Raw genomic sequence first — 24,895 nt, 5'->3', positions numbered from 1 at the left:
CTCTATCCGGACTTAGAAGGTACGCGCCTTGGGCGGGAAGGACTCGACCGTCAACGGCTTCATCTGCACCGGCTTGTAATCCAGGCGGCTGCCTTCGGAGTACCACAGCGTGTGCTTGAGCCAGTTTTCGTCGTCGCGGGTCGGATGGTCGTCCAGCGCGTGGGCGCCGCGGCTTTCCGTGCGGTTGGCGGCCGACTTGATCGTGGCGCGGGCCACTTCGGTCATGTTGGCCAGTTCCAGCGCTTCGACGCGCGCGGTGTTGAACACCTTGGACTTGTCCTTGAAGTAGATGTTGTCCGCTTGCTTGGCCAGGTCTTCGATCTGGGTCACGCCTTCGTTCAGCAGTTCCAGCGTGCGGAACACGCCGCAGTGGCGCTGCATCGAGAAGCGGATGGCGTTGCCGATGTCTTGCGTCTTCTCGCCCGAGGTACGCGCTTCCAGCTTGTTCACGCGGTCCAGCGAGAATTCGACGGCCTGCTGCGGCACGTCCTGGTGGGCGTGCTGGCGTTCCGGGTGCGAATTGACGATGTGGTTGCCGGTGGCGCGACCGAACACGATCAGGTCCAGCAGCGAGTTCGTGCCCAGGCGGTTGGCGCCGTGCACCGACACCGCGGCGCATTCGCCGATGGCGTACAGGCCGTTGACGATCTTGTTTTCGCCGTTTTCGCGCGTCAGCACCTGGCCATGGTAGTTGGCCGGAATGCCGCCCATCTGGTAGTGGATGGTCGGAACGACGGGGATCGGTTCCTTGATCGGGTCGACGTTGCCGAACTTGATGGCGATTTCGCGGATCGAGGGCAGGCGCTTGTTGATGACGTCGGCGCCCAGGTGGTCAAGCTTGAGCACCACGTAGCTGCCGTCCGGACCGCAGCCACGGCCTTCCTTGATTTCCTGGTCCATCGAGCGGGACACGAAGTCGCGCGGGGCCAAGTCCTTCAGCGTGGGCGCATAGCGCTCCATGAAGCGTTCGCCATCCTTGTTCAGCAGGATGCCGCCTTCGCCACGCACGCCTTCGGTGATCAGCACGCCGGCGCCGGCCACGCCGGTCGGGTGGAATTGCCAGAATTCCATGTCCTGCAGCGGGATGCCCGCGCGGGCGGCCATGCCCAGGCCGTCACCGGTGTTGATGAAGGCGTTGGTGGACGCAGCCCAGATACGGCCGGCGCCGCCGGTGGCCAGCACCGTGGTCTTGGCTTCCAGGATGTAGATTTCGCCCGTTTCCATTTCGAGGGCGGTCACGCCCACGACGTCGCCGGCTTCGTTGCGCAGCAGGTCCAGCGCCATCCATTCGACGAAGAACTGGGTGCGCGCAGCGACGTTGCGCTGGTAAAGGGTGTGCAGCAGCGCGTGGCCGGTGCGGTCTGCGGCGGCACAGGCGCGCTGGACCGGTTTTTCACCGAAGTTGGCGGTGTGGCCGCCGAACGGACGCTGGTAGATGGTGCCGTCGGGGTTGCGGTCGAAGGGCATGCCGAAGTGCTCGAGCTCGTACACGGCATTCGGGGCTTCGCGGCACATGAATTCGATGGCGTCCTGGTCACCCAGCCAATCCGACCCCTTGACGGTGTCGTACATGTGCCAGTACCAGTTGTCTTCGCTCATGTTGCCCAGCGAGGCGCTCACGCCGCCCTGCGCGGCAACCGTGTGCGAACGCGTGGGGAACACTTTGGACAGCACCGCAACCGACAGGCCCGCTTGGGACAGTTGCAGCGAACAACGCATGCCGGCTCCACCGGCGCCAACGACCACCACATCAAACTGGCGGCGCGGCAAGGATTTCAGGACAGAGACCACGGCTTAGATGCTCCAGAGGATTTGCGCAAAATAAATGACCGTACCGATCAACCAGAGGATCGTCAGCACTTGCAGCAGCAGGCGCAGGCCCACCGGCTTGACGTAGTCCATCCAGATGTCGCGCACACCGATCCAGGCGTGCCAGGCCAACGCAAAGAAGGCAAGGGAGGCCAGGATCTGGCCAACCGGAATGAAGCCCACGTAGAAATTGAACAGCTTGACCCAGTGTTCGTACGTGAAGGCAGGCATCGTCAGGATGCCGATGAGCAGTACCAACGTATACACGGCCATGATGACGGCGGTGATGCGCTGGATGATGAAGTCCATGACGCCATAGTGAGCGCCGACGACCAGGCGCTTGGGTCCGTAGTTTTTAGCGGCGGCCATTTACAGCACTCCGAACAGTTTGAGACCGAACACCAGCGTCAGCGCCAGGCTGACACCGAAGACCACGCCGGCGCTTTTCTTGGCCGACAGCTTGTCGATACCGATGTGCAGGTCGAGCAGCAGGTAGCGGATGCCGGCACAGAAGTGGTGCAGGTAGCCCCAGATCAGGACCAGGAAGACAAGCTTGACGATCGGGTTGGCCGCGAACGAGGCGATCCAGGCGAACGATTGCGGCGCGGCCACGCTCGCTGCGAACAGCGGAACGATGACCAAGGGCAAACAGAGGAACAGCAAAATGCCGCTGATGCGGTGCAGGATGGACAGCTTGCCGGCCAGGGGCAGGCGATAGGAGAACGCAACTTGGGCAAGCCCAATATTGCGAAACTGCGGACGTGGCTTGGCAGCGGTGTCGGACATGACGGCCTCGGTGTTTCGGAACTAGGGAATCGTGACGGCGCAAATGCCGTGGCCCTTGCGGGCAAACACGGTATTTTCGCCCAGAGATCGGGTTGGTATCAAATCGTAGGTAAAAAGCTCATCAATTCAGACTATTGCGGTAGTGGTATCGATCGGTCAAGTACAAGCCCCGCCGAATTTCCATGGGGCGGTCACCATAGGTGTACGAGACACGATCCACCTGCAACAACGGCGTGCCGGCGGCAACATTAAGCAGCGTACAGACTTCGGCCGGCGCGGCAACCGCGCGCAGCTTTTCGTCCGCGCGCACCATGCTGACGCCGAACTCGGATTCAAACAGGCCATAGAGCGGCGCCTTGTTGGCGGTCAGCAGCTCGAGGGTAAGGCCGCGGAAGATGGACCCCGGCAGCCAGATGTCGTCCAGCACGGTGGGTGTCTGCCCCATGGACAGAAGGCGGCGGATGGACACCACGGTTTCGCCGGCGCGCAGGTCCAGCGCGCGTGCGATCTCGGCGGGCGCCCGCAGGCGGCGGCATTCGAGGATTCGGCTTTCGGCGCGGCCAGGCTCGCCTTCTTCGTCGGCGGCCAGGCGCAGGAAGCGGTAGCGCACGCGGGCTTCATGGTGGGTGGCGACGAAGGTGCCCTTGCCCTGGCGCCGCAGCAGCAGGTGTTCGGCGGCCAACTCGTCGACCGCCTTGCGCACCGTGCCCTGGCTGACCTGGAAACGGGCAGCCAGGTCGATTTCGCTGGGGATGAGTTCGCCGGGCTTCCATTCGCCGCGGTCCAGGCTCTGGACGAGCAGATCCTTGATCTGGCGGTACAGCGGACTGAAAGCGGCTCCCTCGCCCGTTGGACGGGCGGCGCGTGTGCGTAAGGAGGTTTCGGGCCGGGGGTCTGCCATGGATCGTCTTGGTCGTGTCATGTTCATCCGGAGAATGGAAAGGCAACGCAAAGGATTGCGGTTCCATCCACAATGCGCTGCTGCGGTGCCGGTGTTCTGGCCTGATACAGGCGCAGCAGCCGGCGGTGCTGCGACGCATTCGAACAAACGCTCTATTGTGGCATATCGGGCGCGGCGCTGTCCAACGTCTTATGTCTTATATAAGATATAAGATCAATTGACGCACACGTAAATTCGATCTAGGATTCCTGGCTGTCCGGCGACGCGCCCGCCCTGGGGTGTAACGACCTGTCCAGGCGCCCTGCTTGCGCTGTCTTTGCCGCTCAACGGATTACACTGATTGGTGAGATTTTTTCTCGCCACACCATTACGGAGAACGTCCATGTCTAAGCCTGCCTTGCGTGTCGCCGTCACCGGCGCCGCCGGCCAAATCGGTTACGCACTGCTGTTCCGCATCGCCTCGGGCGAAATGCTGGGCAAAGATCAGCCCGTCATTCTGCAGCTGCTTGAAATTCCTGACGAAAAAGCGCAAAAGGCCCTGAAGGGCGTCATCATGGAACTGGATGACTGCGCCTTCCCGCTGCTGCAGGAAGTCACCGCCCACAGCGACCCCCGCACGGCATTCAAGGATGCGGACGTGGCCCTGCTGGTTGGCGCCCGCCCGCGCGGCCCCGGCATGGAACGCAAGGACCTGCTGTCGGTCAACGCCCAGATCTTCACGGCGCAGGGCAAGGCCCTGAACGACGTCGCCAGCCGCAACGTCAAGGTCCTGGTGGTCGGCAACCCGGCCAACACCAACGCCTACATCGCCATGAAGTCGGCGCCGGACCTGCCCGCCAAGAACTTCACCGCCATGCTGCGCCTGGACCACAACCGCGCCCTGTCGCAACTGGCCGCCAAGTCGGGCAAGGCCGTGGCCGACATCGAAAAGCTGGTCGTGTGGGGCAACCACTCGCCCACCATGTACCCCGACTTCCGCTTCGCCACCGTCGGCGGCCAATCGCTGGCCAAGCTGATCAACGACGACGCCTGGAACCGCGACACCTTCATCCCCACCGTGGGCAAGCGTGGCGCCGCCATCATCGAAGCCCGTGGCCTGTCCTCGGCCGCATCGGCCGCCAACGCCGCCATCGACCACGTCCGTGACTGGGTCCTGGGCAGCAACGGCAAGTGGGTCACGATGGGCATCCCGTCGGATGGCTCCTACGGCATCCCCGAAGGCATCATCTACGGCGTGCCGGTCACGACCGAAAACGGCGAGTACAAGCGTGTCGAAGGCCTGGAAATCGACGCCTTCTCGCGCGAGCGCCTGGACTTCACGCTGAAAGAGCTGCTCGAAGAGCGCGACGGCGTCAAGGACCTGCTGAAGTAAGCAGCGCTTGAGTCAAGGATTGGGCCCGTTCATGCGGGCCCAATCCTTAAGCAGGACCGCTTTTGCCAGACCGAGACATACACCTGTCCCTTTGCCCTGCCCGCCGACGATTGTCGCGAAGGGGACAGATTTATGTTCCGGACCCGCGCTAAGGTCGTGGGCCAACCAGAAGAAAGACGGAGACCTCCCATGTCCAGACCCGAATCCGCCGGCGCCCTGTTCCGCCGCGCCCTCGCCGAAGAAAGCCCGCTGCAGATCATCGGCGCCATCAACGCCAACCACGCGCTGCTGGCCAAGCGCGCCGGCTATCGCGCCATCTACCTGTCCGGCGGCGGCGTGGCCGCGGGTTCACTGGGCCTGCCCGACCTGGGCATCAACACCATGGACGACGTCCTGACCGACGTGCGCCGCATCACCGACGTGTGCGACGTGCCGCTGCTGGTCGACATCGACACCGGCTTCGGTCCGTCGGCCTTCAACATCGCCCGCACCGTCAAGAGCCTGATCAAGTTCGGCGCTGCCGCCTGCCATATCGAAGACCAGGTCGGCGCCAAGCGCTGCGGCCATCGCCCCGGCAAGGAAATCGTCAGCACCGAAGAAATGGCCGACCGCGTCAAGGCGGCCGCCGACGCCCGCACCGACAGCGACTTCTACCTGATCGCCCGTACCGACGCCATCGCCTCGCACGGCGTGGATGCCGCCATCGAGCGCGCGCTGGCCTGCGTCGAAGCCGGCGCCGACGCCATCTTCGCCGAAGCCGCCTACGACCTGCCCACCTACGACCGCTTCGTCAAGGCCGTCAAGGTGCCGGTGCTGGCCAACATCACCGAATTCGGCAAGACGCCGCTGTTCTCGGTCGAAGAGCTGAAAAGCGTGGGCGTGGGCATGGTGCTCTACCCGCTGTCGGCCTTCCGCGCCATGAACAAGGCCGCCGAAGCCGTCTACACCGCCATCCGCCGCGACGGTCACCAGAAAAACGTGGTCGACTTGATGCAGACGCGCGAAGAACTGTACGACCGCATCGGCTACCACGAGTTCGAATCCAAGCTGGATGCCCTCTTCCAGAAGGGCAAGGCGTAACCCGCGCCGTCCGCCAACCGCATCCGGCGCCGCGGCATCCCTGCGGCGCCTCGCTACCTCCCATTGCATCGACCACCGCGAAAGGAAAGGAGTAGACACATGAGCACGGCTCCCAAGAAGCAAGCAGCCAAACAGGACGCAGCCAAGCCGGAAGTCAAGCCGCAGGCCGCGCCGGAAGAAAAGGCTGGCTTCAAGCCCAAGAAATCGGTCGCGCTGTCCGGCGTCGTCGCCGGCAACACCGCGCTGTGTACGGTTGGCCGCAGCGGCAACGACCTGCACTACCGCGGCTACGACATCCTGGACATCGCGCACACCAGCGAATTCGAGGAAATCGCCCACCTGCTGGTGCACGGCAAGCTGCCCAACAAGGCCGAGCTGAAGGCCTACAAGGAAAAGCTGCGCAGCCTGCGTGGCCTGCCCGTCACGCTGCAGGACGCGCTGGAAGCGCTGCCGGCGGCCAGCCACCCGATGGACGTCATGCGCACGGCCGTCTCGGTGCTGGGCTGCGTGCTGCCCGAGAAAGACGACCACAACACCCCGGGCGCGCGCGACATCGCCGACCGCCTGATGGCCAACCTGGGCTCGGCGCTGCTGTACTGGTACCACTACAGCCACAACGGCCGCGTCATCGACGTGCAGACCGACGACGACAGCATCGGCGGCCATTTCCTGCACCTCCTGCACGGCGAAAAGCCCAGCGAGGACTGGGTCAAGGCGATGCACATCTCGCTGAACCTGTACGCCGAACATGAATTCAACGCGTCCACGTTCACCGCCCGCGTCATCGCCGGCACGGGCTCGGACATGTACTCGTCCATCACCGGCGCCATCGGCGCGCTGCGCGGTCCCAAGCACGGCGGCGCCAACGAAGTCGCCTTCGACGTGCAAAAGCGCTACGAGACGCCGGACGAAGCCGAGGCCGACATCCGGCGCCGCGTCGAAGCCAAGGAAGTCATCATCGGCTTCGGCCACCCGGTCTACACCGTGTCCGACCCGCGCAACAAGGTCATCAAGGAAGTCGCCAAGAAGCTCTCCAAGAAGGCCGGCAGCACCAAGATGTTCGACATCGCCGAACGCCTTGAGACGGTCATGTGGGACATCAAGAAGATGTTCCCCAACCTGGACTGGTTCTCGGCCGTCAGCTACCACATGATGGGCGTGCCCACCGCCATGTTCACCCCGCTGTTCGTGATTGCACGCACGGCGGGCTGGTCGGCCCACATCATCGAGCAGCGCATCGACAACAAGATCATCCGCCCCACCGCCAACTACGTGGGTCCGGAAGACCAGAAGTTCGTGCCGCTCGACAAACGCAAGTAAAGACCATGGGCCTGCCGACGCTTTCCCCCGCGCCGCGCAGGCCCCGGGCCGCCTGTACTCACTCAGGAGAGGTACCGATATGTCTGCCCCGATCTCCAACGTCCGTCCCGCGCCCGACCAGGTCCTGGTCGACATCGCCGACTACGTACTGAACTATGAAATCCAGAGCGGCCTGGCCTACGAGACCGCCCGCAACTGCCTGATCGACACCCTGGGCTGCGGCCTGGAAGCGCTGGAATATCCCGCGTGCCGCAAACTGCTGGGCCCCATCGTGCCCGGCACCGTCGTGCCCCACGGCGCCAAGGTCCCCGGCACCCAGTTCCAGCTCGATCCCGTCCAGGCTGCCTTCAACATCGGCACGATGATCCGCTGGCTGGACTTCAACGACACCTGGCTCGCCGCCGAATGGGGCCACCCGTCCGACAACCTGGGCGGCATCCTGGCTACCGCCGACTGGCTCTCGCGCACCGCCATCGCCGCCGGCAAGCCGCCCCTGACCATGCGCGACGTGCTCACCGGCATGATCAAGGCCCATGAAATCCAGGGCTGCATCGCGCTCGAAAACTCGTTCAACAAAGTCGGCCTGGACCACGTCGTCCTGGTCAAGGTCGCCTCGACCGCCGTCGTCGCCCAGATGCTGGGCCTGGACCGCGACGAAGTCATCAACGCCGTCTCGCTGGCGTGGGTCGACGGCCAGAGCCTGCGCACCTACCGCCACGCCCCCAACACCGGCAGCCGCAAAAGCTGGGCCGCCGGCGACGCCACCAGCCGCGCCGTGCGTCTGGCCCTCATCGCCCGCACCGGCGAAATGGGCTACCCGTCGGTGCTGAGCGCCAAGACCTGGGGCTTCTACGACGTGCTCTTCAAGGGCCAGCCCTTCAAGTTCCAGCGCCCCTACGGCAGCTACGTCATGGAAAACGTGCTGTTCAAGATCTCGTTCCCGGCCGAATTCCATTCCCAGACCGCCGTCGAATGCGCCATGCAGATCCACGACCGCCTCAAGACCCTGGGCAAGACCACGGACGACATCGAAAAGATCACCATCCGTACCCACGAGGCGTGCATCCGCATCATCGACAAGAAAGGCCCCCTGAACAACCCCGCCGACCGCGACCACTGCATCCAGTACATGGTCGCCGTCCCCCTCCTGTTCGGCCGCCTGACTGCCGCCGACTACGAAGACGACATCGCCCGCGACCCGCGCATCGACATCCTGCGCGACAAGATCGTCTGCGTCGAAGACCCCGCCTACACCCGCGACTACCACGACCCCGACAAACGCTCCATCGCCAACGCCCTGACGGTCGAATTCACCGACGGCTCGACCCTGGACGAAGTCGTCTGCGAATACCCCATCGGCCACAAACGCCGCCGCAGCGACGGCATCCCCCTGCTGGAAGCCAAGTTCAAGACCAACCTGGCCCGCATGTTCCCGGCCCGCCAACAAGCGAAAATCCTGGACGTGTCCCTGGATCAAGCCAAGCTGGAGGCGATGCCGGTAAACGAGTACGTCGACCTCTACGTGATCTAACGGCAGGCAACGCCCGCCACCAAAAGAATATCGTCCCAACACGCTGCGCGCCCCAAGCAACACCCCCACCACCCGCGCGCAGCGACCACCCTCACGACGCCCAGAAGCGCGTAAGCCCAAGAAGGCCGCCCGCGCGGCCGATTTGGGCGGGCCCCGCAAACCTCTCCCACCCCACCCGGTGCAGCAGCGCCCCGACCCTCGAAACCCATAGCCCCTCGGGGCGGCGGCTTGCGGAGCGGGCAACCTCGATGCGCCCGAGGGAATTCGAAGGGAGCCGAAGGCGGACGAGAATGACGAAGGGGCAGTCCGGCGCCCGCGCGCCGGACCGCAATCGTGGGCGCCCGCTCCGCAAGCCGCCGCCCCGAGGGGCGACCTACGAAGAAGAACAACGCCCCAAAAGAATGCCCTCCCCCCAGCATTACAATGCCAGCTCCCCCAAAACAAACACCGGACCCCCACATGGCAATGCTCTGGGTAAAGACCTTCCACATCGTCTTCATCGCCTCCTGGTTCGCCGGCCTGTTCTACCTGCCCAGAATCTTCGTCAACCTCGCCCAGCAATCCGACTCCGCCGTCCAGGCCACCCTGCTGGGCATGGCCCGCCGCCTTTACCGATTCACCACCATCCTCGCCGTCATCGCCGTCATCTTCGGCATGTGGCTCTACCTGGGCTACGGCATCGGCGTCGGCCCCGACAACGGCTGGATGCATGCCAAGCTCTTTTTCGTCCTGCTCGTCATCGGCTACCATCACGCCTGTGGCGTCATGCTGCGAAAATTCGAACAGGGCAAGAACACCCGTTCGCACAAGTTCTATCGCTGGTTCAACGAAGTTCCCGTCTTGCTGCTCTTGGTGGTGGTGGCGCTGGTCGTCGTCAAACCCTTCTGATTCCCCCTACCCTTTGCACATTCGCCAGGATTCGTATGTCCGCTGATGACCAGGACCGCCCGCGCAAGACGCTGACGATCAAGAAAACCGCACGCGACGCGCACGCCGAAGAGGCCCCCAAGCGCGTGCGCACCGGCGCCCGCGCCCGCCTGGTCGCCCAGAACGAGCGCACCAAGGAAAGCATCGAACGCCAGAAGGACCCGGAAGGCTATCAACGCCGCCAGCAGGAAGAAGCCGCGCGCTACGCCCGCAAGCCCGCCGCCGGCGGCCGCGGCGCTGCGGACCGCAGCGCCTCCGACCGCAACCCACCTGCCCGCGGCCAGGCCTCGCGCGGCCAGGATGCGCGAGGCCCCGGCAGCCGCGCCCCGTCGTCCGACCGCAATCGCGGCGACAGCCCGCGCCGCGACGCCGCCCCCAGCACGCGATCCGGCCGCCCGCCGCAGCGCGCGCCGCGCCTGGATGACCAGTACATCGCGCCCGCCACCCCGGCCGGCCGCTTCTACGACCCCTTCGAAGACGACGGCCCCGCCCCCGAATTCGCGACCGAACCCGACTACGATGACGCCGCTGACGTGGGCCACGCCCCGCCCGGCCGCCACGACGACGCACACGACCACGATCATCGCGACCGCGAGCCCGTCGTCGAGGTGCGCAGCCGCCGCCCCCGCGAAACCCGCCAGGCCGAAACCTTCAAGGTGTTCGCGCCCTGCCCGCAGGGCCTCGAAGAAGCCCTGACCGCCGAAATGCAGGCCCTGGGCTACGAAGACGCCCAAGCCGGCCGCGCCGGCTGCTCGTTCACTGCCGACTGGTCCGGCGTGCAGCGCGCCAACCTGTATTCGCGCCTGGCCACCCGCATCCTCGTGCAGGTCGCCCACGCCGAGATCTCGCACGAAGACGACATCCTCGACCTGGCCCGCGATACCCCCTGGGAACGCTGGTTCGGCGCCGAACAGACCCTGCGCGTCGACACCTCCGCCATCAAGAGCCCGGTGCAGAGCCTGCAGTACTGCAATCTGCGCGCCAAGGACGGCATCTGCGACCGGCTGCGCGAACTGGAAGGCGAACGCCCCAGCATCGACACCGTGCGCCCCGACGCCCGCGTGCACCTGTTCCTGACCGGCCACACCGCCACCCTGTACCTGGACACCTCCGGCGAATCGCTGTTCAAGCGCGGCTGGCGCCTGGACAAGGGCGAAGCGCCCCTGCGCGAAAACCTGGCCGCCGGCATGCTGGCGCTGGCGGGCTGGGACCCGGCCGCGCCGCTCCTGGATCCCTTCTGCGGCTCGGGCACCATCCTGATCGAAGCGGCCTGGATCGCCCTGGGCGTGCCCCCCGGCATCTCTCGCCCGTTCGGATTCGAGCGCCTTCGTGACCACGACGCCTACCGCTGGCGCGACCTGAAGGACGACGCCCGCTCGCGCATCCTGCCGCAGCTGGACGCCCCTCTGGTCGGGTACGACCTGGACCCCCAGGCCGTGGAATTTGCCCGCAACAACGCCGAGCGCGCCTGGCTGACGGCCGATTCCATCCGTTTCGAAGTGGGCGACGCCCGCCACATCGAAGCCCCGGCCGACCATGGCTGGATCGTCACCAACCCGCCCTACGGCGAGCGCATGCTGACCGAGCCGGACGCCGACCTGTGGCGCGACTGGGCCACCTGCCTGAAGCGCAACTTCGCCGGCTGGCAATTGCACGTCATCACCAGCGACATGACCCTGCCCAACCAGATGCGCCTGAAACCCAAGCGCCGCGTGCCGCTGCACAACGGCGCCCTGGACTGCCGCCTGTTCGGCTTCGAGCTGGTCGCCGCCGGCTACCGCGACGCCTGACCTTCCCCTACCCCGCCCGGGGGCTTGCCCCTGGGCGGCGGCCTGCCTGACCCCGCCCCCTGCTCGTTGTAAAAGCGCCGCAACATGGCGCCCGTATCTTTGCTTATGGTGCCCCGCAGCGCCGATTTGGGGCATCATCAGCACCATGGTGTTGCCGAAATGCACCGGACGCTTGCACAGTTTCAGGGTTAACCCTATAATTCGGGTAATCCCTAGTAGCTAAACAACTGTGCAAGCCCGTGGAGGCTATTGTGATCAACCCGAACAACACCATCCGCCTGACCGACGAACTCGAGCGTCAACTGATGCTCCAGGCCATCGAAGAACAATTCCGCCCGCATCCGATGCGTGCGTTGGCCGCAGGCCTGCGTAAGCTGGCCCACGGCGTCCGTGCCCTGGCTGGCAAGACGAGCGCCAAGAACGCGCACTCCGCCGCCTGAGCATGGCCCAAGGCCTTCGGGCCTGACCGTTTTCCCCTTGGGGGCTGCATAGCCCCTTTTATAGACCCGCCCTTACCGGCGGGTTTTTTTTATGGTCGGCCGCTTTGTCGGATAATACCGGCCCATGACCGACACCCTCCTTGACCAGACTCCCAACCGGCTGCGCCGGTTTGCCTGCATGATGTACGAAGCCGTGCTGCTGTTTGGCGTGGTGTTCCTGACAGGCTACCTGATGGACACGCTGACCCAGAGCAAGAATGCGCTGGAACTGCGATCAGCCCGCCAAGCTTGGCTGTTCGTGGCGATCGGCGCCTATTTCGTGCTGTGCTGGCGCCGCCGTGGGCAGACCCTGCCCATGAAGACCTGGAACATCCGGCTGGTCGACCGCGACGGCAACACGCCGTCCACCCCGCGGCTGGTGTTGCGCTACGTGCTGGCCTGGCCGCTGGTGCTGGCGGGCGCCGCGCTGGTCAAGCTGGCCGCCATGGCCACGGGCTGGGCGTCGGTCGACATGTTCATCGTCGCAGCCCCTTTCGCGATCTTCGTCTGGTCCTGGTTCGACCCCGATGGCCAGTTCCTGCATGACCGCATCCTGGGCACCCGCCTGCGCAATGCGCCGAATCGCAAGAAGGCACGCTGACATCCGGCAAGGGCGGGCGCTGACCGCCTGCTGAACACACCTGCTTACAAACAGCAAAATCGTGCGCCGATTTTGGCGTTGGCTTTCAGAAAGTTGAAAGTCGCCCGCAAAGACAATGAGGCCCCTTTCACAGACGCCTCAAAAAAATCATGCGCGCTTTCCTTTCCCGCCTGTCGCTGGCCGCTGCCAGCGTGCTGTTGTTCCTGCCCCTGGGCGCGTCCGCCCAGAACGCCGCCGCGCAGCAGGAAATCGAAGCGGCCATGAAAGCCGCCTTCGCCGCGGCCCAGGAAGGCCCGGCCGACGTCAAACTGGGCGACCAGGCTGTCGTGCACCTGCCCGAATCCATGTTCTTCGTGCCGCGCGCCCAGGCCGACCGCCTGATGGCCGCCTACGGCAACGGCAAGGACCCCTCGCTGCTGGGCGTGGTCATGCCCAAGAGCGACGATGACGACTGGGTCATCACCGTGAACTTCGACAAGGCCGGCTACATCAAGGACGATGACGCCAAGAACTGGAACGTCAACGAGCTGCTGGACAGCCTGCGTGAAGGCACTGAACAGTCCAACGAAGAACGCAAGAAGCGCGGCTTTCCCGAACTGGTGATGGACGGCTGGGTCGAATCGCCCAAGTACGACAGCAACTCGCAGCGCCTGGTCTGGTCGGTGGCCGTCAAGCACAAGGGCGAAACCGCCAACGACAACCCCACCGTCAACTACAACACCTACGCGCTGGGTCGTGACGGCTACATCACGCTGGACCTGATCACGCAGAAGAGCCTGGTGCCCAAGGACAAGACCGCCGTGCTGACGCTGCTGGACAACCTGAAGTACGTCGAAGGCAAGCGCTACGCCGACTTCAATTCGTCGACCGACAAGGTGGCCGAATACGGCCTGGCCGCGCTGGTGGCCGGCGTGGCCGCCAAGAAGCTGGGGCTGTTCGCCGTGATCGCCGCCTTCCTGGCCAAGTTCGCCAAGGTCGGCATCCTGGCCGCCGCGGCGCTGGGTGGCGGTCTGTGGAAGCGCATGCGCGGCAAGAAGGCCGATCAGGCCCAACCCTGAGCCGGCTTGCGTCCTGAACGATGAAGCTGATCCTGCTGTTGCTGTCGGGCTTCAAGTACCTGAAGTTCGGCAAGCTGCTGGCCACCGGCGGCACCATGCTGCTGTCGGTGGCGGCGTATGCCCTGGTGTTCGGCTGGCGCTACGCCGCGGGCTTCGTCCTGTTGCTGCTGCTGCACGAAATGGGGCACTACATCGCCGCGCGCCAGCGGGGCCTGGATGTGGGCGCCCCGGTATTCATCCCGTTCGTGGGTGCCTGGATCCAGCTCAAGGACATGCCGCACGACGCGGATACCGAGGCCTACGTGGGGCTGGGCGGCCCGCTGGCCGGCACGGTGGCGTCGCTGGCCTGCTACTTCGCGGCGCGCAGCACCGGCAGCGACCTGCTGCTGGCGCTGTCGTATGCGGGTTTCTTCATCAATCTGTTCAACCTGATCCCGCTGTCGCCCTTTGACGGCGGCCGCATCACCGCGGTGCTGTCGCCACGCATCTGGTTGGTCGGCGTGCCGGTGCTGGTGGCGCTGTTCTTCTGGCGTCCCAGTCCCATCCTCATCCTGGTGGCCGTGCTGGCCTTCCCCAATGTGCTGCGGGCCTTCAAGTACGACCCGACGCTGCCCGAGAACCAGGCCTATTACGGCACCTCGCTGGAAAGCAAAGTGACCTATACCTGCGCCTACCTGGGCCTGGTGTGCTTGCTGGCCATCATGGCCCACGACGTGCACGACATGCTGGGACATCTGCGCGGCTGACCGGTGCCGTCACAACAGCGTCACGGATTCTTCATGTCCCCGTCATCGCGGGGTGGTCTCATTCCCAGGCATGACGACAGCCCACATGGATACGACCGTGAACGAAATCCGCCCCACGCATTGGCGCGCCCTCTGGATTTCCGATATTCACCTGGGTACCGCCGGGTGCAAGGCGGAGTTCCTGCTGGATTTCCTTGAGCACAACGAGTCCGACACCCTTTACCTGGTGGGCGACATCGTCGACGGCTGGCAATTGCGCAAGCACTGGCACTGGCCCCGCGCCCACAACGATGTGATCCAGCGCATCCTGCGCAAGGCGCGCAACGGCACCCGGGTGGTGTTCATCCCTGGCAACCATGACGAATTCGCCCGAGAATTCGCCGGCTTTGCCTTCGGCGACATCGAAATCCTGGATGAAGACGTGCACGTCACGGCCAAGGGCCTGCGCCTGCTGGTGCTGCACGGCGACCAGTTCGATGGCGTGATCCAGCACAGCCGCTGGCTGGCGCATCTGGGCGACGGCCTCTATCAACTGGCGCTGTGGATCAACCACCACTTCAACCGCCTGCGCCACCGACTGGGGCTGCACTACTGGTCGCTGTCGCAGTATCTGAAGCACAAGGTCAAGAACGCGGTGTCGTTCATCACCGACTTCGAGGAAGCGCTGGCCGGCGAAGCCCGCCGCCGCGGCCTGGACGGGGTGGTCTGCGGCCACATCCACAAGGCCGAGCTGCGCGACGTCGGCGGCATCCTGTATTGCAACGATGGCGACTGGGTGGAAAGCCTGTCGGCCCTGGCCGAGACCCATGACGGCCAGTTGCAGCTGCTGGACTGGGCCGCCATCCAGGCCGAACGGCAGGCCGATCCAGCCCAGCGCAAGCCGCGTTCCCTGTCGCTGCCCGCCTTGCCTTCCGCCCTGCGCCGCCAGGGCAAACACCCGTGATAACCCTTATACGTCCCCGTTACGCAACGGGGATATTGCAGTTCACGGCCCTCTAGGTCATGCTTGCAGTTGGGGCAACGGGCAAAAACAGACCCGTTCACGCTGCAACATGCTTACAACATAGGGCCATGAACGACCAATATCAGGCGCTCTACCAATCATTCCGCTGGCTGGTTCCCACCCAGTTCAACATTGCGGAAGCGTGCTGCCACCGCTGGGCATCCAGTAGTCCGGATGCGCGGCGCATTGCCATCTACTACGAAGATGAAGCCGGCAACCGCGAGGTCTGGACCTATGCACGGCTGGCCGAGGCCGCCAATCAGCTGGCCAATGGCCTGGTGAAGATGGGCGTGGGCCGGGGCGACCGGGTCGGTGTGGTTTTGGGGCAACGCCCGGAAACCGTCGTCGCCCACATGGCCATCTACAGCGTGGGGGCGGTCGTGCTGCCGTTGTCCGCGCTGTTCGGCCCCGAAGCCCTGCAAAGCCGCCTGTGCGATTCGGACACCCGCGTCGCCATCGTGGACCACGCCTCCAGCGCCAACCTGCTGGCCGTCAGCGACCATTGCCCCGCCCTGCAGCAGATCATCGGCATCGGTTTCGCCGACGAGCGCGTGCTGCCCTGGCGCAGCCTGCTGGCGCGCCAACCCAGTGAATTCAAGCCGGTGCCCACTCGCTCATCGGACCCGGCCATCCTGCTCTACACGTCCGGCACCACCGGTGCGCCCAAGGGCGCCCTGCTGCCGCACAGCGCGCTGATCGGCAACCTGCCGGGCTTCGTGGCCTCGCAAGACTGGTTTCCGCGACCGGCCGACGTGTTCTGGTCGCCGGCCGACTGGGCCTGGACCGGCGGCATGATGGACGCACTGCTGCCCACGCTGTATTTCGGCCATCCCATCGTGGGCACGCGCGGACGCTTCTCGGTCGAGCGCGCCTTCGAATTGATGGAACGCTACCAGGTCACCAACACCTTCCTCTTCCCCACCGCGCTGAAGATGATGATGAAAACGGTGCCGGAGCCCCGCAATCATTACCAACTGGCCCTGCGCTCCATCATGAGCGCCGGCGAGAGCGTGGGGGAAACCGTCTTCGAATGGTGCCAGTCCGCGCTGGGCGTGACGCCCAACGAAATGTTCGGCCAGACCGAAATGAACTACGTGGTGGGCAACAGCCAGAAGCGCTGGCCGGCCAAGCCGGGCAGCATGGGCCGCCCCTACCCGGGCCACCGCGTCGCCGTGCTGGACGATGCGGGCCAGCCCGTGGCGGCCGGTGAAACCGGCGAAATCGCGGTCAACCGCTACGACATCCACGGCTACCCGGACCCCGTCCTGTTCCTGGGGTACTGGCGCAACGACGCCGCCACCCAGGCCAAGTTCCAGGGCGACTGGTGCCTGACGGGCGATCTGGCCCGGGTCGATGCCGACGGCTACCTCTGGTATGCGGGCCGGGCCGACGACATATTCAAGTCGTCGGGCTACCGCATCGGCCCGGGTGAAATCGAAAGCTGCCTGATCGGCCATCCGGCCGTGGCGAACGCCGCCGTGGTGCCCAAGCCGGACGCCGAGCGTGGTGCGGTGGTCAAGGCCTACGTGGTGCTGACCCCGGAATTCGCCCAGCGCGACCGCAGCGACATCATCGAGAACCTGCAGGAACATGTGCGCGAGCGCCTGGCGCCCTACGAGTACCCCAAGGAAATCGAATTCGTCGAAGCATTGCCCATGACCACCACCGGTAAAATCCAGCGTCGCATCCTGCGCCTGCGCGAAGAAGAACGCGCGCGGGCCGCCAAGCCACACTGACGGCGGGCGGGCCCGCCTGGCCCGCCGCCGCATCCGGAGACACGGCATGCCCATTTACCAGCTCGACGACCTCATTCCCCGCATCGATCCCGCCGCCTACGTGGCCGACAGCGCCGACATCATCGGCAACGTCACCCTGGAGGCCGGCGTCAGCATCTGGTCGCATGTGTCCATTCGCGGCGACAACGACACGATCCTGATCCGCCAGGGCACCAATATCCAGGAAGGCAGCGTGCTGCACGTGGATACCGGCTGTCCCATGACCATCGGCCCCAATGTCACCGTCGGCCACCAGGCCATGCTGCACGGCTGCACCATCCATGAAGGCGCGCTGGTCGGCATGCAGGCCATCGTGCTGAACAATGCCGTGATCGGGCGCAACTGCCTGATCGGCGCGGGCGCCATCATCCCCGAAGACCGGGTCATTCCCGACAATTCCCTGGTCATCGGCATCGGCAAGATCGTGCGCGAGCTGTCGCCCGAAGAAATCGCCAACCTGCACCAGAACACGGCCCATTACGTGGCGCGCGGCCAACACTACAAGACGGCGCTCAAGCGGCTGGCCTGACGCCCCCTGGGAAAGCGTCCCCCCGCCCGCAACGCCCCTGCTGCCGGCAGGGGAAATCGGGGCGCCTGATCGGCTAACATTCCTCCATGACCGATCAGCTTAAAAAATACCTCCTCGAAGACCGTAGCGTCCGCGTTCAAGCGGTGCGCCTGACGGATACGTGGAAGGCCGTCCAGGCCAACCACGACTACCCGCCCGCCATCACCCATCTCTTGGGTGAACTGGTCGCGGCGTCGACCCTGCTCGCCGCCAACATCAAGTTCGACGGCTCGCTGGTGCTGCAGATCCAGGGCGACGGCCCGATCGCCTTGCTGGTGGTCGAATGCCGCTCCGACCTGAGCCTGCGCGCCACCGTCAAGGTGCGCGAAGGCCATGAAGTCCCGGCCGACGGCACCATGCAAAGCCTGCTGAACCCCGGCGGCAACGGCCGCTTCATCGTGGTGTTGGACCCCCAGCGCAAGGTGCCGGGCCAGCAGACTTACCAAGGCATCGTGCCGCTGGAAGGCGAAACGGTGGCCGAAGCGCTGCAGCACTACATGAAGGCGTCCGAACAGCTGGACACCCGCCTGTGGCTGGGGGCCGATGCCGACCACGCCGCCGGCATGCTGATCCAGCGCCTGCCGTATCACGGCGGCTCGGACGCCCCGATCCTGAGCGAACAGGCCGCCGCCGAGACCTGGGACCGCGCGGTGGCGCTGGCCAGCACGCTCAAGCGCGACGAGCTGCTCGCCACCGAGATCGACACCCTGATCCATCGCCTGTACTGGGAAGAAACCCTGGTGGCGTTCGACCCGCAGCCGGTGCGCTGGCACTGTCCCTGCACCCGCGAGCGCGTGGCCAACATGCTGCGTTCGCTGGGCGAAGAAGAAGTGAACGACATCCTGGCCGAACGCGGCCAGGTCGACGTGTCCTGCGACTTCTGCGGCAAGCCCTACGCCTTCGACGCCGTCGACTGCGCCGCCCTTTTCACACCCAATACGTCAGCCCCGGGTGACACCCCGCCGACGGTGCACTGATTTGGCGCAGCCCTCGGAACGCCGCACACGATAGCGCGACCTGGCGGCAACGCCTTCCCTCGGCTTCTACGGATCGACAGGCGGTCATGCCCGCGCCACACTGGCCGGCCATGACCGCCTTTTTTCTTGCCCGTCCGCGCGCCACGCGCCCGCTTCAATGCGGGGCAGCCGCCATCGAATTCGCCGTTGCCGCGGCCGCCGTGCTGCTGGCAGGCCTGCTGACGACCGAGGCGGCCCGTTGGCAAGGGGTGCGCCAGGTGGCTCACCTGGCGCTGATGGAAGCCGCCCGCGCCGGCGCCACCTCGCATGGCGACCCGACACGCATGCGCACGGCCTTTCTGCAGGCGTTGCTGCCACTGCACGCAGACGCCCAGGGCCAGGCGGGCGCCCGCCGACGCCAGGGGCGCGAGCTTGACCGCCTTGCCGCGATGATGGGCACGCCTGCCTGGCGCATCGAAATCCTGCAGCCCGACGCCCAGGCCTTTCGCGACCATGCCCGCCCAGGGCTGGAGACGACCGCTCCCCGCGGCTTGCGCGCCATCGACCACAATTACCAGGCCCTGCAACACGCGCGCCGCCCCTTGCCCGACGGTCGCGACATCTTCCGCGCCAATACCCTGAAGCTGCGCCTGACCTATCTGTACCAGCCCATGCTGCCCCCGTTGCGGGTGTTGCTGGCCGCGCTGGCCCCGGCCGACGGCAGCTACGCCCATGTCGCGCAGGCACATGGCCTGGCGGCCATCGGCATGGAACTTGAAATAGAGATGCAGTCACACCCGGTGGATTGGTCCGCCGGCAAGCCGTACCCGGCCGGCATGGTGGCGGGCGCATGCCGCAGCCTGCGCTGCTCTTGACGCGGACAGCAGCGCGGCCGTCGCTGGCGCTGCGCGACGTCCGGCGGCCATCGCTTGCGCGATGTTGCTATTGCTGGCGGGAGGGGGTGACGTTGGCCGGCTTGGCGTTGCCCGGCCGGGTGGCGGCAGGCTGCGACGTGCCAGGCTTGGCGGCCGCGGGCTTGGCGGCAGCCGGTTTGGGTGCCCCGGCCGGCGCGCTGGCGCGCGTGGCGGTGGCGGGCTTGTTCGCGGCGTCGGTCGCCAGCGATGCACCGCCTGCGGGAGGCTGAATGTTCTGCGGCAGGATATGCACGAAAACCTCGCCGTCGCGCATCATGCCGAGTTCACCGCGGGCGCGCTCTTCGATGGCGCCCGAGCCGTTGTCCAGATCGCGCACCTCGGCCTCGAGCGCCGCGTTGCGCGCGCGCAGGCCTTCGTTGGTTTCGCGCTGGGCCGATACCTGGCGTTGCAGGTCCCAGACCTTGAACCACCCGCCCTTACCCAGCCAAAGCGGGTATTGGATCAGGCCTAGCAGCACGAACAGCACCAGGAACAACAGGCGCATACGCGGGAACCCTCAGCAGTCGTGGCGTGAAAGTGGCCGCGGCAGGCGCCGCGGCCGGCTTGCGTCAACGCAGGTTGTAGAAGGCTTCCAGGCCGGGGTACGAGGCAACCTCAGCCAGCTCTTCTTCGATGCGCAGCAGTTGGTTGTACTTGGCCATGCGGTCCGAACGCGACAGCGAGCCGGTCTTGATCTGCATGGCGTTGGTGGCCACGGCGATGTCGGCAATGGTCGAATCTTCGGTTTCGCCCGAACGGTGCGACACGACGGCGGTGTAGCCGGCGCGCTTGGCCATTTCAATGGCGGCGAAGGTTTCGGTCAGGGTGCCGATCTGGTTGATCTTGATCAGGATCGAGTTGGCGACGCCCTTCTGGATGCCTTCACGCAGGATCTTGGTATTGGTGACGAACAGGTCGTCGCCCACCAGTTGCACCTTCTTGCCGAGCTGGTCGGTCAGCAGCTTCCAGCCGTCCCAGTCGTTTTCAGCCATGCCGTCTTCGATCGAGATGATCGGGTACTTGTCGCACCAGGTGGCCAGCAGGTTGGTGAATTCCTGCGAGGACAGCGAAATACCGCCTTCGCCGGCCAGCGTGTACTTGCCGTCGCGGTAGAACTCGGAGCTGGCGCAATCCAGGCCCAGGGCGATCTGCGTGCCCGGCTCGTAGCCGGCTTCGGTGATGGCCTTCAGGATCAGCTGGATGGCGGCTTCGTGGCTGGCCACGTTGGGCGCGAAACCGCCCTCGTCGCCCACGGCGGTGGACATGCCCTGGCCGTGAATCAGCTTCTTGAGCATGTGGAACACTTCGGCGCCCCAGCGCAGGGCTTCGCGGAAGCTGCCCGCGCCCACCGGCAGAATCATCAATTCCTGCAGGTCGAGCGTGTTGTTGGCGTGCGCGCCGCCGTTGATGACGTTCATCATCGGCACGGGCATGCTCATGGGGCCGCTGCCGCCGAAGTAGCGGTACAGCGACAGGCCGGATTCGTCGGCGGCAGCGCGGGCCACGGCCATGCTGGCGGCCAGGATGGCGTTGGCGCCCAGGCGTTCCTTGGACTCGGTGCCGTCCAGCTCGATCAGGGTGCGGTCAACGAAGGTCTGTTCCTGGGCGTCCAGGCCCATCAGCGCTTCGGAGATCTCGGTGTTGAGGTTTTCAACGGCGCGCAGCACGCCCTTGCCCAGATAACGGCTCTTGTCGCCGTCGCGCAGCTCGATGGCTTCGCGGGCGCCGGTGGATGCACCCGACGGCACGGCCGCACGGCCCATGGCGCCGGATTCCAGCAGCACATCGCATTCCACGGTGGGGTTGCCGCGCGAATCCAGAATCTCGCGGCCGATGATGTCGACGATTGCACTCATGACTTTACATTCCCTGAACGATAAACATATTCATGACGGCCGCGCCTTCGCGGGCATTGCGGGCACGGCGGTACTGCCAGGAGTCGTAGAAAGCCTGGGCGGGGCCATGGACGGAAATTCCATGACGACGGTGCGGCCAGGCTCACGGCCCTCAAGGTGCTTGGATTGTCCGCCCCGCACCAGGATCTTGGCATCGTACGCGCGCATGGCGAGCGTGGACAGACGCTTGTAGTCCTCGTACTGCGCGGGCTTGGTCACCGTGACGTCGGCGATCAGGTAAGCACTCATGGGGTTCCTTCAGGGCAGTGGGTTGACGGGTATCAGCCGCCGGATACGGGCAAGCTGCCAGTGTCGCCCAAGGCGGCCCGGCAACGCATATCCGATGCTAATTGGTTGTATCCGAAAGAAGCGCCGCCGTATAGGGCGGCGCGGGGCAGACGGCCCGCGGCCGCGAGGATCCGCATGCGGAACTCGCGGCCGCAGGCGCGCATCAGGCCTCCTGGCCGCGGCGAGCCTTTTGCTCGATGGCGGCGCGGATGTAGCTGGAGAACAGCGGATGGCCATCGCGCGGGGTCGACGTGAATTCCGGGTGGAACTGGACGCCGACGAACCAGGGGTGGTCGGGCAGTTCCATCATTTCCGGCAGATTTTCGGTCGGCGTGCGCGCGCTGATCACCATGCCGGCCTCTTCCAGGCGCGGCACGTAGACGTTGTTGACCTCGTAGCGGTGACGATGGCGTTCGTTGACTTCGTCGCCGTAGATGGTCTGGGCGCGGGTGCCCGGCTTGATCGGCACGCGTTGCGCGCCCTTGCGCATGGTGCCGCCCAGGTCGGACGAATTGTCGCGCTTTTCGACCTTGCCTTCGCGGTCCATCCATTCGGTGATCAGGGCCACCACGGGGTGCGGCGCCGACGGATCGAATTCGGTGCTGTTGGCGCCGCCCAGGCCGGCCACGTGGCGCGCGAACTCGATGACGGCCAGTTGCATGCCCAGGCAGATGCCCAGGTAGGGCACGCCGTTTTCACGGGCGTAGCGGATGGCGGCGATCTTGCCTTCGGTGCCGCGCTTGCCGAAGCCGCCCGGCACCAGGATGGCGTCCAGATGCTTGAGCTGGTCGGTGCCGCGGGTTTCGATGTCTTCCGAGTCGATGTACTCGATGTTGATCTTCGAACGCGTATGGATCCCGGCGTGCACCAGCGCTTCGGTCAGCGACTTGTACGATTCGGTCAGGTCGACGTACTTGCCGACCATGCCGATCGTGAGCTGGTGCTCGGGGTGTTCCAGCGCCTCGACCAGGTTGTCCCACATGGACAGGTCGGCCGGCGGCGGGGTCAGGCCCAGCGCTTCGCAGACGATGTTGTCCACGCCTTGCTTGTGCAGCATGGCCGGGATCTTGTAGATCGAATCGGCGTCCCAGACGGAAATGACCGCATCCAGGGGCACGTTCGAGAACATCGAGATCTTGGCGCGCTCGTCGTCGGGGATGGGACGGTCGGCGCGGCACAGCAGCGCGTTCGGGTAGATGCCGATTTCGCGCAGCTTCTGCACCGAGTGCTGGGTGGGCTTGGTCTTGAGTTCGCCGGCGGACGCGATGAACGGCACCAGCGTCAGGTGCACGAAGGCCGCGTTGTTGCGGCCCATGCGCAGGCTCATCTGGCGCGCGGCTTCCAGGAACGGCAGCGATTCGATATCGCCCACGGTGCCGCCGATTTCAACGATGGCGACATCGGTATTGCCGTTCCAGGCGGCATCGGCGCCACGGGCGATGAAGTCCTGGATTTCGTTGGTGATGTGCGGGATGACCTGGACGGTCTTGCCCAGGTAGTCGCCGCGGCGCTCTTTGCGCAGCACCGATTCGTAGATCTGGCCCGTGGTGAAGTTGTTCACCTTGTGCATGCGAGCCGAAACGAAGCGCTCGTAGTGGCCAAGGTCCAGGTCGGTTTCGGCGCCGTCTTCCGTGACGAACACTTCACCGTGCTGGAACGGGCTCATGGTGCCCGGATCGACGTTGATGTAGGGGTCGAGCTTGAGCATGGTGACCTGCAGACCACGCGACTCGAGGATGGCGGCAAGCGACGCAGCGGCGATGCCCTTGCCCAGGGAAGACACCACTCCGCCGGTGACAAATACGTATTTGGTCATCGTAATAAGCGCCCGGGACGAGCGGGCGCGTGCGGGAAATTTGGATTATAGCCGGGAGGCGAAACTTGTCTGGGTTTTCCCCTAGCGACGAGGAGTAACATTTGCCGGCCCCTGCCCGGGCCCGCCCGCGGCAGGGGCGGTCGAGCGCTTCGTGCTATGTTCGTCCCCGATTTTCTCTGCCCGACCGGAAACCCACCCGCCCCCAATGACCGCCCTGTCCCACCGTTCCCCCTCCCTGCCCTGGCGCCTGGCCACCGCCGCGGCCTGCCTGAACCTTGTCTACGCCATCCTGCTGCAAGCCTACATCGTGCTGGCGTCGCCATTTGCCGAGCGGATGCGCGAGGTCTACGCGCGCCCCGAGATGCTGGCGCCCGCCGTGGCGCAGATGATCGCAGGCGCCCTGCTGGGCGGCCTGGTGGCCTGGTGCACCGCGCAGCGCTGGCTGGCCCGCCAGGGCGCGGGCGGCGTGGACCGTCCGGGCAAGATGGTGGCCGTGCTGCTGGCGGTATTGCTGGTCTACAACGTGCTCAATTCCGCGGCCCTGATGCTGTTGCAGCAAGGCATGTTCTGGCTGATCGTGACGTACAAGGAATGGCTGGACGAGCACCTGGGCTTTTACCGCGATATCACGCGTGCGCTGGTGATGGGCGTGCCGCTCAAGCTGGCCGGCATCCTGCTGGGGGGCCTGGGCAGCTGGCTGGCCGTGCGCGTGGCCGCCTGGAGCGTGACGCCCGCCGTCGGCGCCGGGGCGCGGCCCTACCTGGCCCGCCATGCGGCCTGGATCGCCGGGGCCACGCTCTTGCTGTGGCAGGTGCACGTGTCCCTGGCGCTAGGCGCTTTCCTGCAGATGCAGACGCTGTCGGCCGACCTGGTCCAGTACGCATTCGGCTACTGGCTGTTGCCCGCGGTGGTGATGGCGGCGGCGGTGCTGGCCTGCCGCAAGTCGGTGCCCCAGGCGCTGGGCGCGGCGGGCGTCGGCCGCGCCGTGGCGCATGGCAGTTTCGCCTTCTGGATGGCCCAGGTGCTGGGCGTCGGCCTGGCCATCCTGGCCCTGCGCACCATGACCTGGAGCCAATTGGCGCGCGCTTCGTCGTCCACCGGCGCCACCGTGTTCTCGCTGGCGGTGTACCTCGCGCTGCTGGTGCTGGGCTGCGTCATTGGCGCGCGGCTGTTCTACCGCCGCCGCGAAGCCGAACGGGATACCCTGCTCGATGCCGGGCGGGTCTGAACGGCTGCAACACAGCCCGGCCGGCCCCCACGAAAAAAGGCCCCGCGGGGCC

At 65.6% G+C, this 24,895-nt stretch carries 23 protein-coding genes and 1 pseudogene; 16 read left to right on the top strand and 8 right to left on the bottom strand.

Annotated features, from left to right (window positions below; all coding sequences use genetic code 11):
• Positions 1 to 12: 12 nt before the first annotated feature.
• The 4 genes from sdhA to ACUDP5_RS06950 all read right to left on the bottom strand — a co-directional run bounded on the left by sdhA (position 13) and on the right by ACUDP5_RS06950 (position 3,496).
• A complete protein-coding gene (sdhA, locus tag ACUDP5_RS06965) occupies positions 13 to 1,791 on the bottom strand; it encodes a succinate dehydrogenase flavoprotein subunit (protein ID WP_175191082.1) in 1,779 nt (592 codons plus the stop codon).
• Between the two features lie 3 nt (positions 1,792 to 1,794).
• A complete protein-coding gene (gene sdhD, locus ACUDP5_RS06960) occupies positions 1,795 to 2,178 on the bottom strand; it encodes a succinate dehydrogenase, hydrophobic membrane anchor protein (RefSeq protein ID WP_025141296.1) in 384 nt (127 codons plus the stop codon).
• Positions 2,179 to 2,595, bottom strand: a complete 417-nt coding sequence (gene sdhC / locus ACUDP5_RS06955) for a succinate dehydrogenase, cytochrome b556 subunit (RefSeq protein ID WP_025141297.1) — start codon at positions 2,593 to 2,595, stop codon at positions 2,179 to 2,181.
• 121 nt (positions 2,596 to 2,716) lie between these two features.
• Positions 2,717 to 3,496, bottom strand: coding sequence for a GntR family transcriptional regulator (locus tag ACUDP5_RS06950; RefSeq protein WP_175191121.1), 780 nt, complete (start codon positions 3,494 to 3,496; stop codon positions 2,717 to 2,719).
• A gap of 382 nt (positions 3,497 to 3,878) precedes the next feature.
• Between ACUDP5_RS06950 and ACUDP5_RS06945 the strand changes: the two genes are divergently transcribed.
• From ACUDP5_RS06945 to ACUDP5_RS06875, 15 genes are all read left to right on the top strand, one after another.
• The gene (locus tag ACUDP5_RS06945; RefSeq protein ID WP_212318177.1) at positions 3,879 to 4,868 is read left to right on the top strand and encodes a malate dehydrogenase; all 990 of its coding nucleotides are present in this window, start codon (positions 3,879 to 3,881) and stop codon (positions 4,866 to 4,868) included.
• 189 nt (positions 4,869 to 5,057) lie between these two features.
• Entirely contained in the window at positions 5,058 to 5,948 is an 891-nt protein-coding gene (gene prpB, locus ACUDP5_RS06940) for a methylisocitrate lyase (protein WP_043542890.1), read from the top strand.
• Positions 5,949 to 6,047: 99 nt separating this feature from the next.
• Entirely contained in the window at positions 6,048 to 7,268 is a 1,221-nt protein-coding gene (gene prpC / locus ACUDP5_RS06935; protein ID WP_263910581.1) for a bifunctional 2-methylcitrate synthase/citrate synthase, read from the top strand.
• A gap of 79 nt (positions 7,269 to 7,347) precedes the next feature.
• Positions 7,348 to 8,799 carry a bifunctional 2-methylcitrate dehydratase/aconitate hydratase gene (locus ACUDP5_RS06930; RefSeq protein WP_445658440.1) on the top strand — a complete coding sequence of 484 codons (1,452 nt, stop codon included), beginning with the start codon at positions 7,348 to 7,350 and terminating at the stop codon, positions 8,797 to 8,799.
• A gap of 459 nt (positions 8,800 to 9,258) precedes the next feature.
• Complete coding sequence (locus ACUDP5_RS06925) at positions 9,259 to 9,687, top strand: CopD family protein (RefSeq protein ID WP_445658439.1); 429 nt, start codon at positions 9,259 to 9,261, stop codon at positions 9,685 to 9,687.
• A 35-nt stretch (positions 9,688 to 9,722) separates the two neighbouring features.
• A complete protein-coding gene (locus ACUDP5_RS06920) occupies positions 9,723 to 11,516 on the top strand; it encodes a THUMP domain-containing protein (protein ID WP_445658438.1) in 1,794 nt (597 codons plus the stop codon).
• A gap of 251 nt (positions 11,517 to 11,767) precedes the next feature.
• Positions 11,768 to 11,956, top strand: a complete 189-nt coding sequence (locus tag ACUDP5_RS06915; RefSeq protein WP_006393542.1) for a hypothetical protein — start codon at positions 11,768 to 11,770, stop codon at positions 11,954 to 11,956.
• Between the two features lie 124 nt (positions 11,957 to 12,080).
• Positions 12,081 to 12,596 (top strand): RDD family protein, encoded by a 516-nt coding sequence (locus ACUDP5_RS06910; protein ID WP_445658437.1) that lies wholly within the window; start codon positions 12,081 to 12,083, stop codon positions 12,594 to 12,596.
• Positions 12,597 to 12,745: 149 nt separating this feature from the next.
• Positions 12,746 to 13,654, top strand: a complete 909-nt coding sequence (locus ACUDP5_RS06905; RefSeq protein WP_263910576.1) for a DUF2167 domain-containing protein — start codon at positions 12,746 to 12,748, stop codon at positions 13,652 to 13,654.
• Positions 13,655 to 13,674: 20 nt separating this feature from the next.
• Complete coding sequence (locus tag ACUDP5_RS06900; RefSeq protein ID WP_445658436.1) at positions 13,675 to 14,400, top strand: site-2 protease family protein; 726 nt, start codon at positions 13,675 to 13,677, stop codon at positions 14,398 to 14,400.
• Between the two features lie 70 nt (positions 14,401 to 14,470).
• Positions 14,471 to 15,343 (top strand): UDP-2,3-diacylglucosamine diphosphatase, encoded by an 873-nt coding sequence (locus ACUDP5_RS06895; protein ID WP_263910573.1) that lies wholly within the window; start codon positions 14,471 to 14,473, stop codon positions 15,341 to 15,343.
• A 128-nt stretch (positions 15,344 to 15,471) separates the two neighbouring features.
• The gene (locus ACUDP5_RS06890; protein WP_445658435.1) at positions 15,472 to 17,139 is read left to right on the top strand and encodes an acyl-CoA synthetase; all 1,668 of its coding nucleotides are present in this window, start codon (positions 15,472 to 15,474) and stop codon (positions 17,137 to 17,139) included.
• A gap of 46 nt (positions 17,140 to 17,185) precedes the next feature.
• A complete protein-coding gene (locus ACUDP5_RS06885) occupies positions 17,186 to 17,707 on the top strand; it encodes a gamma carbonic anhydrase family protein (RefSeq protein WP_263910571.1) in 522 nt (173 codons plus the stop codon).
• 86 nt (positions 17,708 to 17,793) lie between these two features.
• Positions 17,794 to 18,723, top strand: a complete 930-nt coding sequence (hslO, locus tag ACUDP5_RS06880) for an Hsp33 family molecular chaperone HslO (protein WP_263910570.1) — start codon at positions 17,794 to 17,796, stop codon at positions 18,721 to 18,723.
• Positions 18,724 to 18,833: 110 nt separating this feature from the next.
• On the top strand, positions 18,834 to 19,577 hold the full coding sequence (locus ACUDP5_RS06875; RefSeq protein WP_445658434.1) for a TadE/TadG family type IV pilus assembly protein: 744 nt from the start codon (positions 18,834 to 18,836) through the stop codon (positions 19,575 to 19,577).
• Between the two features lie 67 nt (positions 19,578 to 19,644).
• Here ACUDP5_RS06875 and ftsB read toward each other — a convergent pair whose 3' ends face one another.
• From ftsB to ACUDP5_RS06855, 4 genes and pseudogenes are all read right to left on the bottom strand, one after another.
• Positions 19,645 to 20,121 (bottom strand): cell division protein FtsB, encoded by a 477-nt coding sequence (gene ftsB / locus ACUDP5_RS06870; protein ID WP_445658433.1) that lies wholly within the window; start codon positions 20,119 to 20,121, stop codon positions 19,645 to 19,647.
• A gap of 64 nt (positions 20,122 to 20,185) precedes the next feature.
• Positions 20,186 to 21,472, bottom strand: a complete 1,287-nt coding sequence (eno, locus tag ACUDP5_RS06865) for a phosphopyruvate hydratase (protein ID WP_175191069.1) — start codon at positions 21,470 to 21,472, stop codon at positions 20,186 to 20,188.
• A 4-nt stretch (positions 21,473 to 21,476) separates the two neighbouring features.
• Positions 21,477 to 21,760: pseudogene (locus tag ACUDP5_RS06860) on the bottom strand (DUF1330 domain-containing protein).
• Between the two features lie 202 nt (positions 21,761 to 21,962).
• Positions 21,963 to 23,615: a CTP synthase gene (locus ACUDP5_RS06855; RefSeq protein WP_175191068.1), complete on the bottom strand. Its 1,653-nt coding sequence runs from the start codon at positions 23,613 to 23,615 to the stop codon at positions 21,963 to 21,965.
• A gap of 205 nt (positions 23,616 to 23,820) precedes the next feature.
• On the opposite strand from ACUDP5_RS06855, the gene ACUDP5_RS06850 reads away from it, so the two are divergent.
• Positions 23,821 to 24,843, top strand: coding sequence for a hypothetical protein (locus ACUDP5_RS06850; RefSeq protein ID WP_445658432.1), 1,023 nt, complete (start codon positions 23,821 to 23,823; stop codon positions 24,841 to 24,843).
• Positions 24,844 to 24,895 lie beyond the last annotated feature (52 nt).

The sequence above is a fragment of the Achromobacter sp. NCFB-sbj8-Ac1-l genome (genome assembly GCF_052695805.1).
This window is presented reverse-complemented; position numbering and strand designations above follow the sequence as displayed.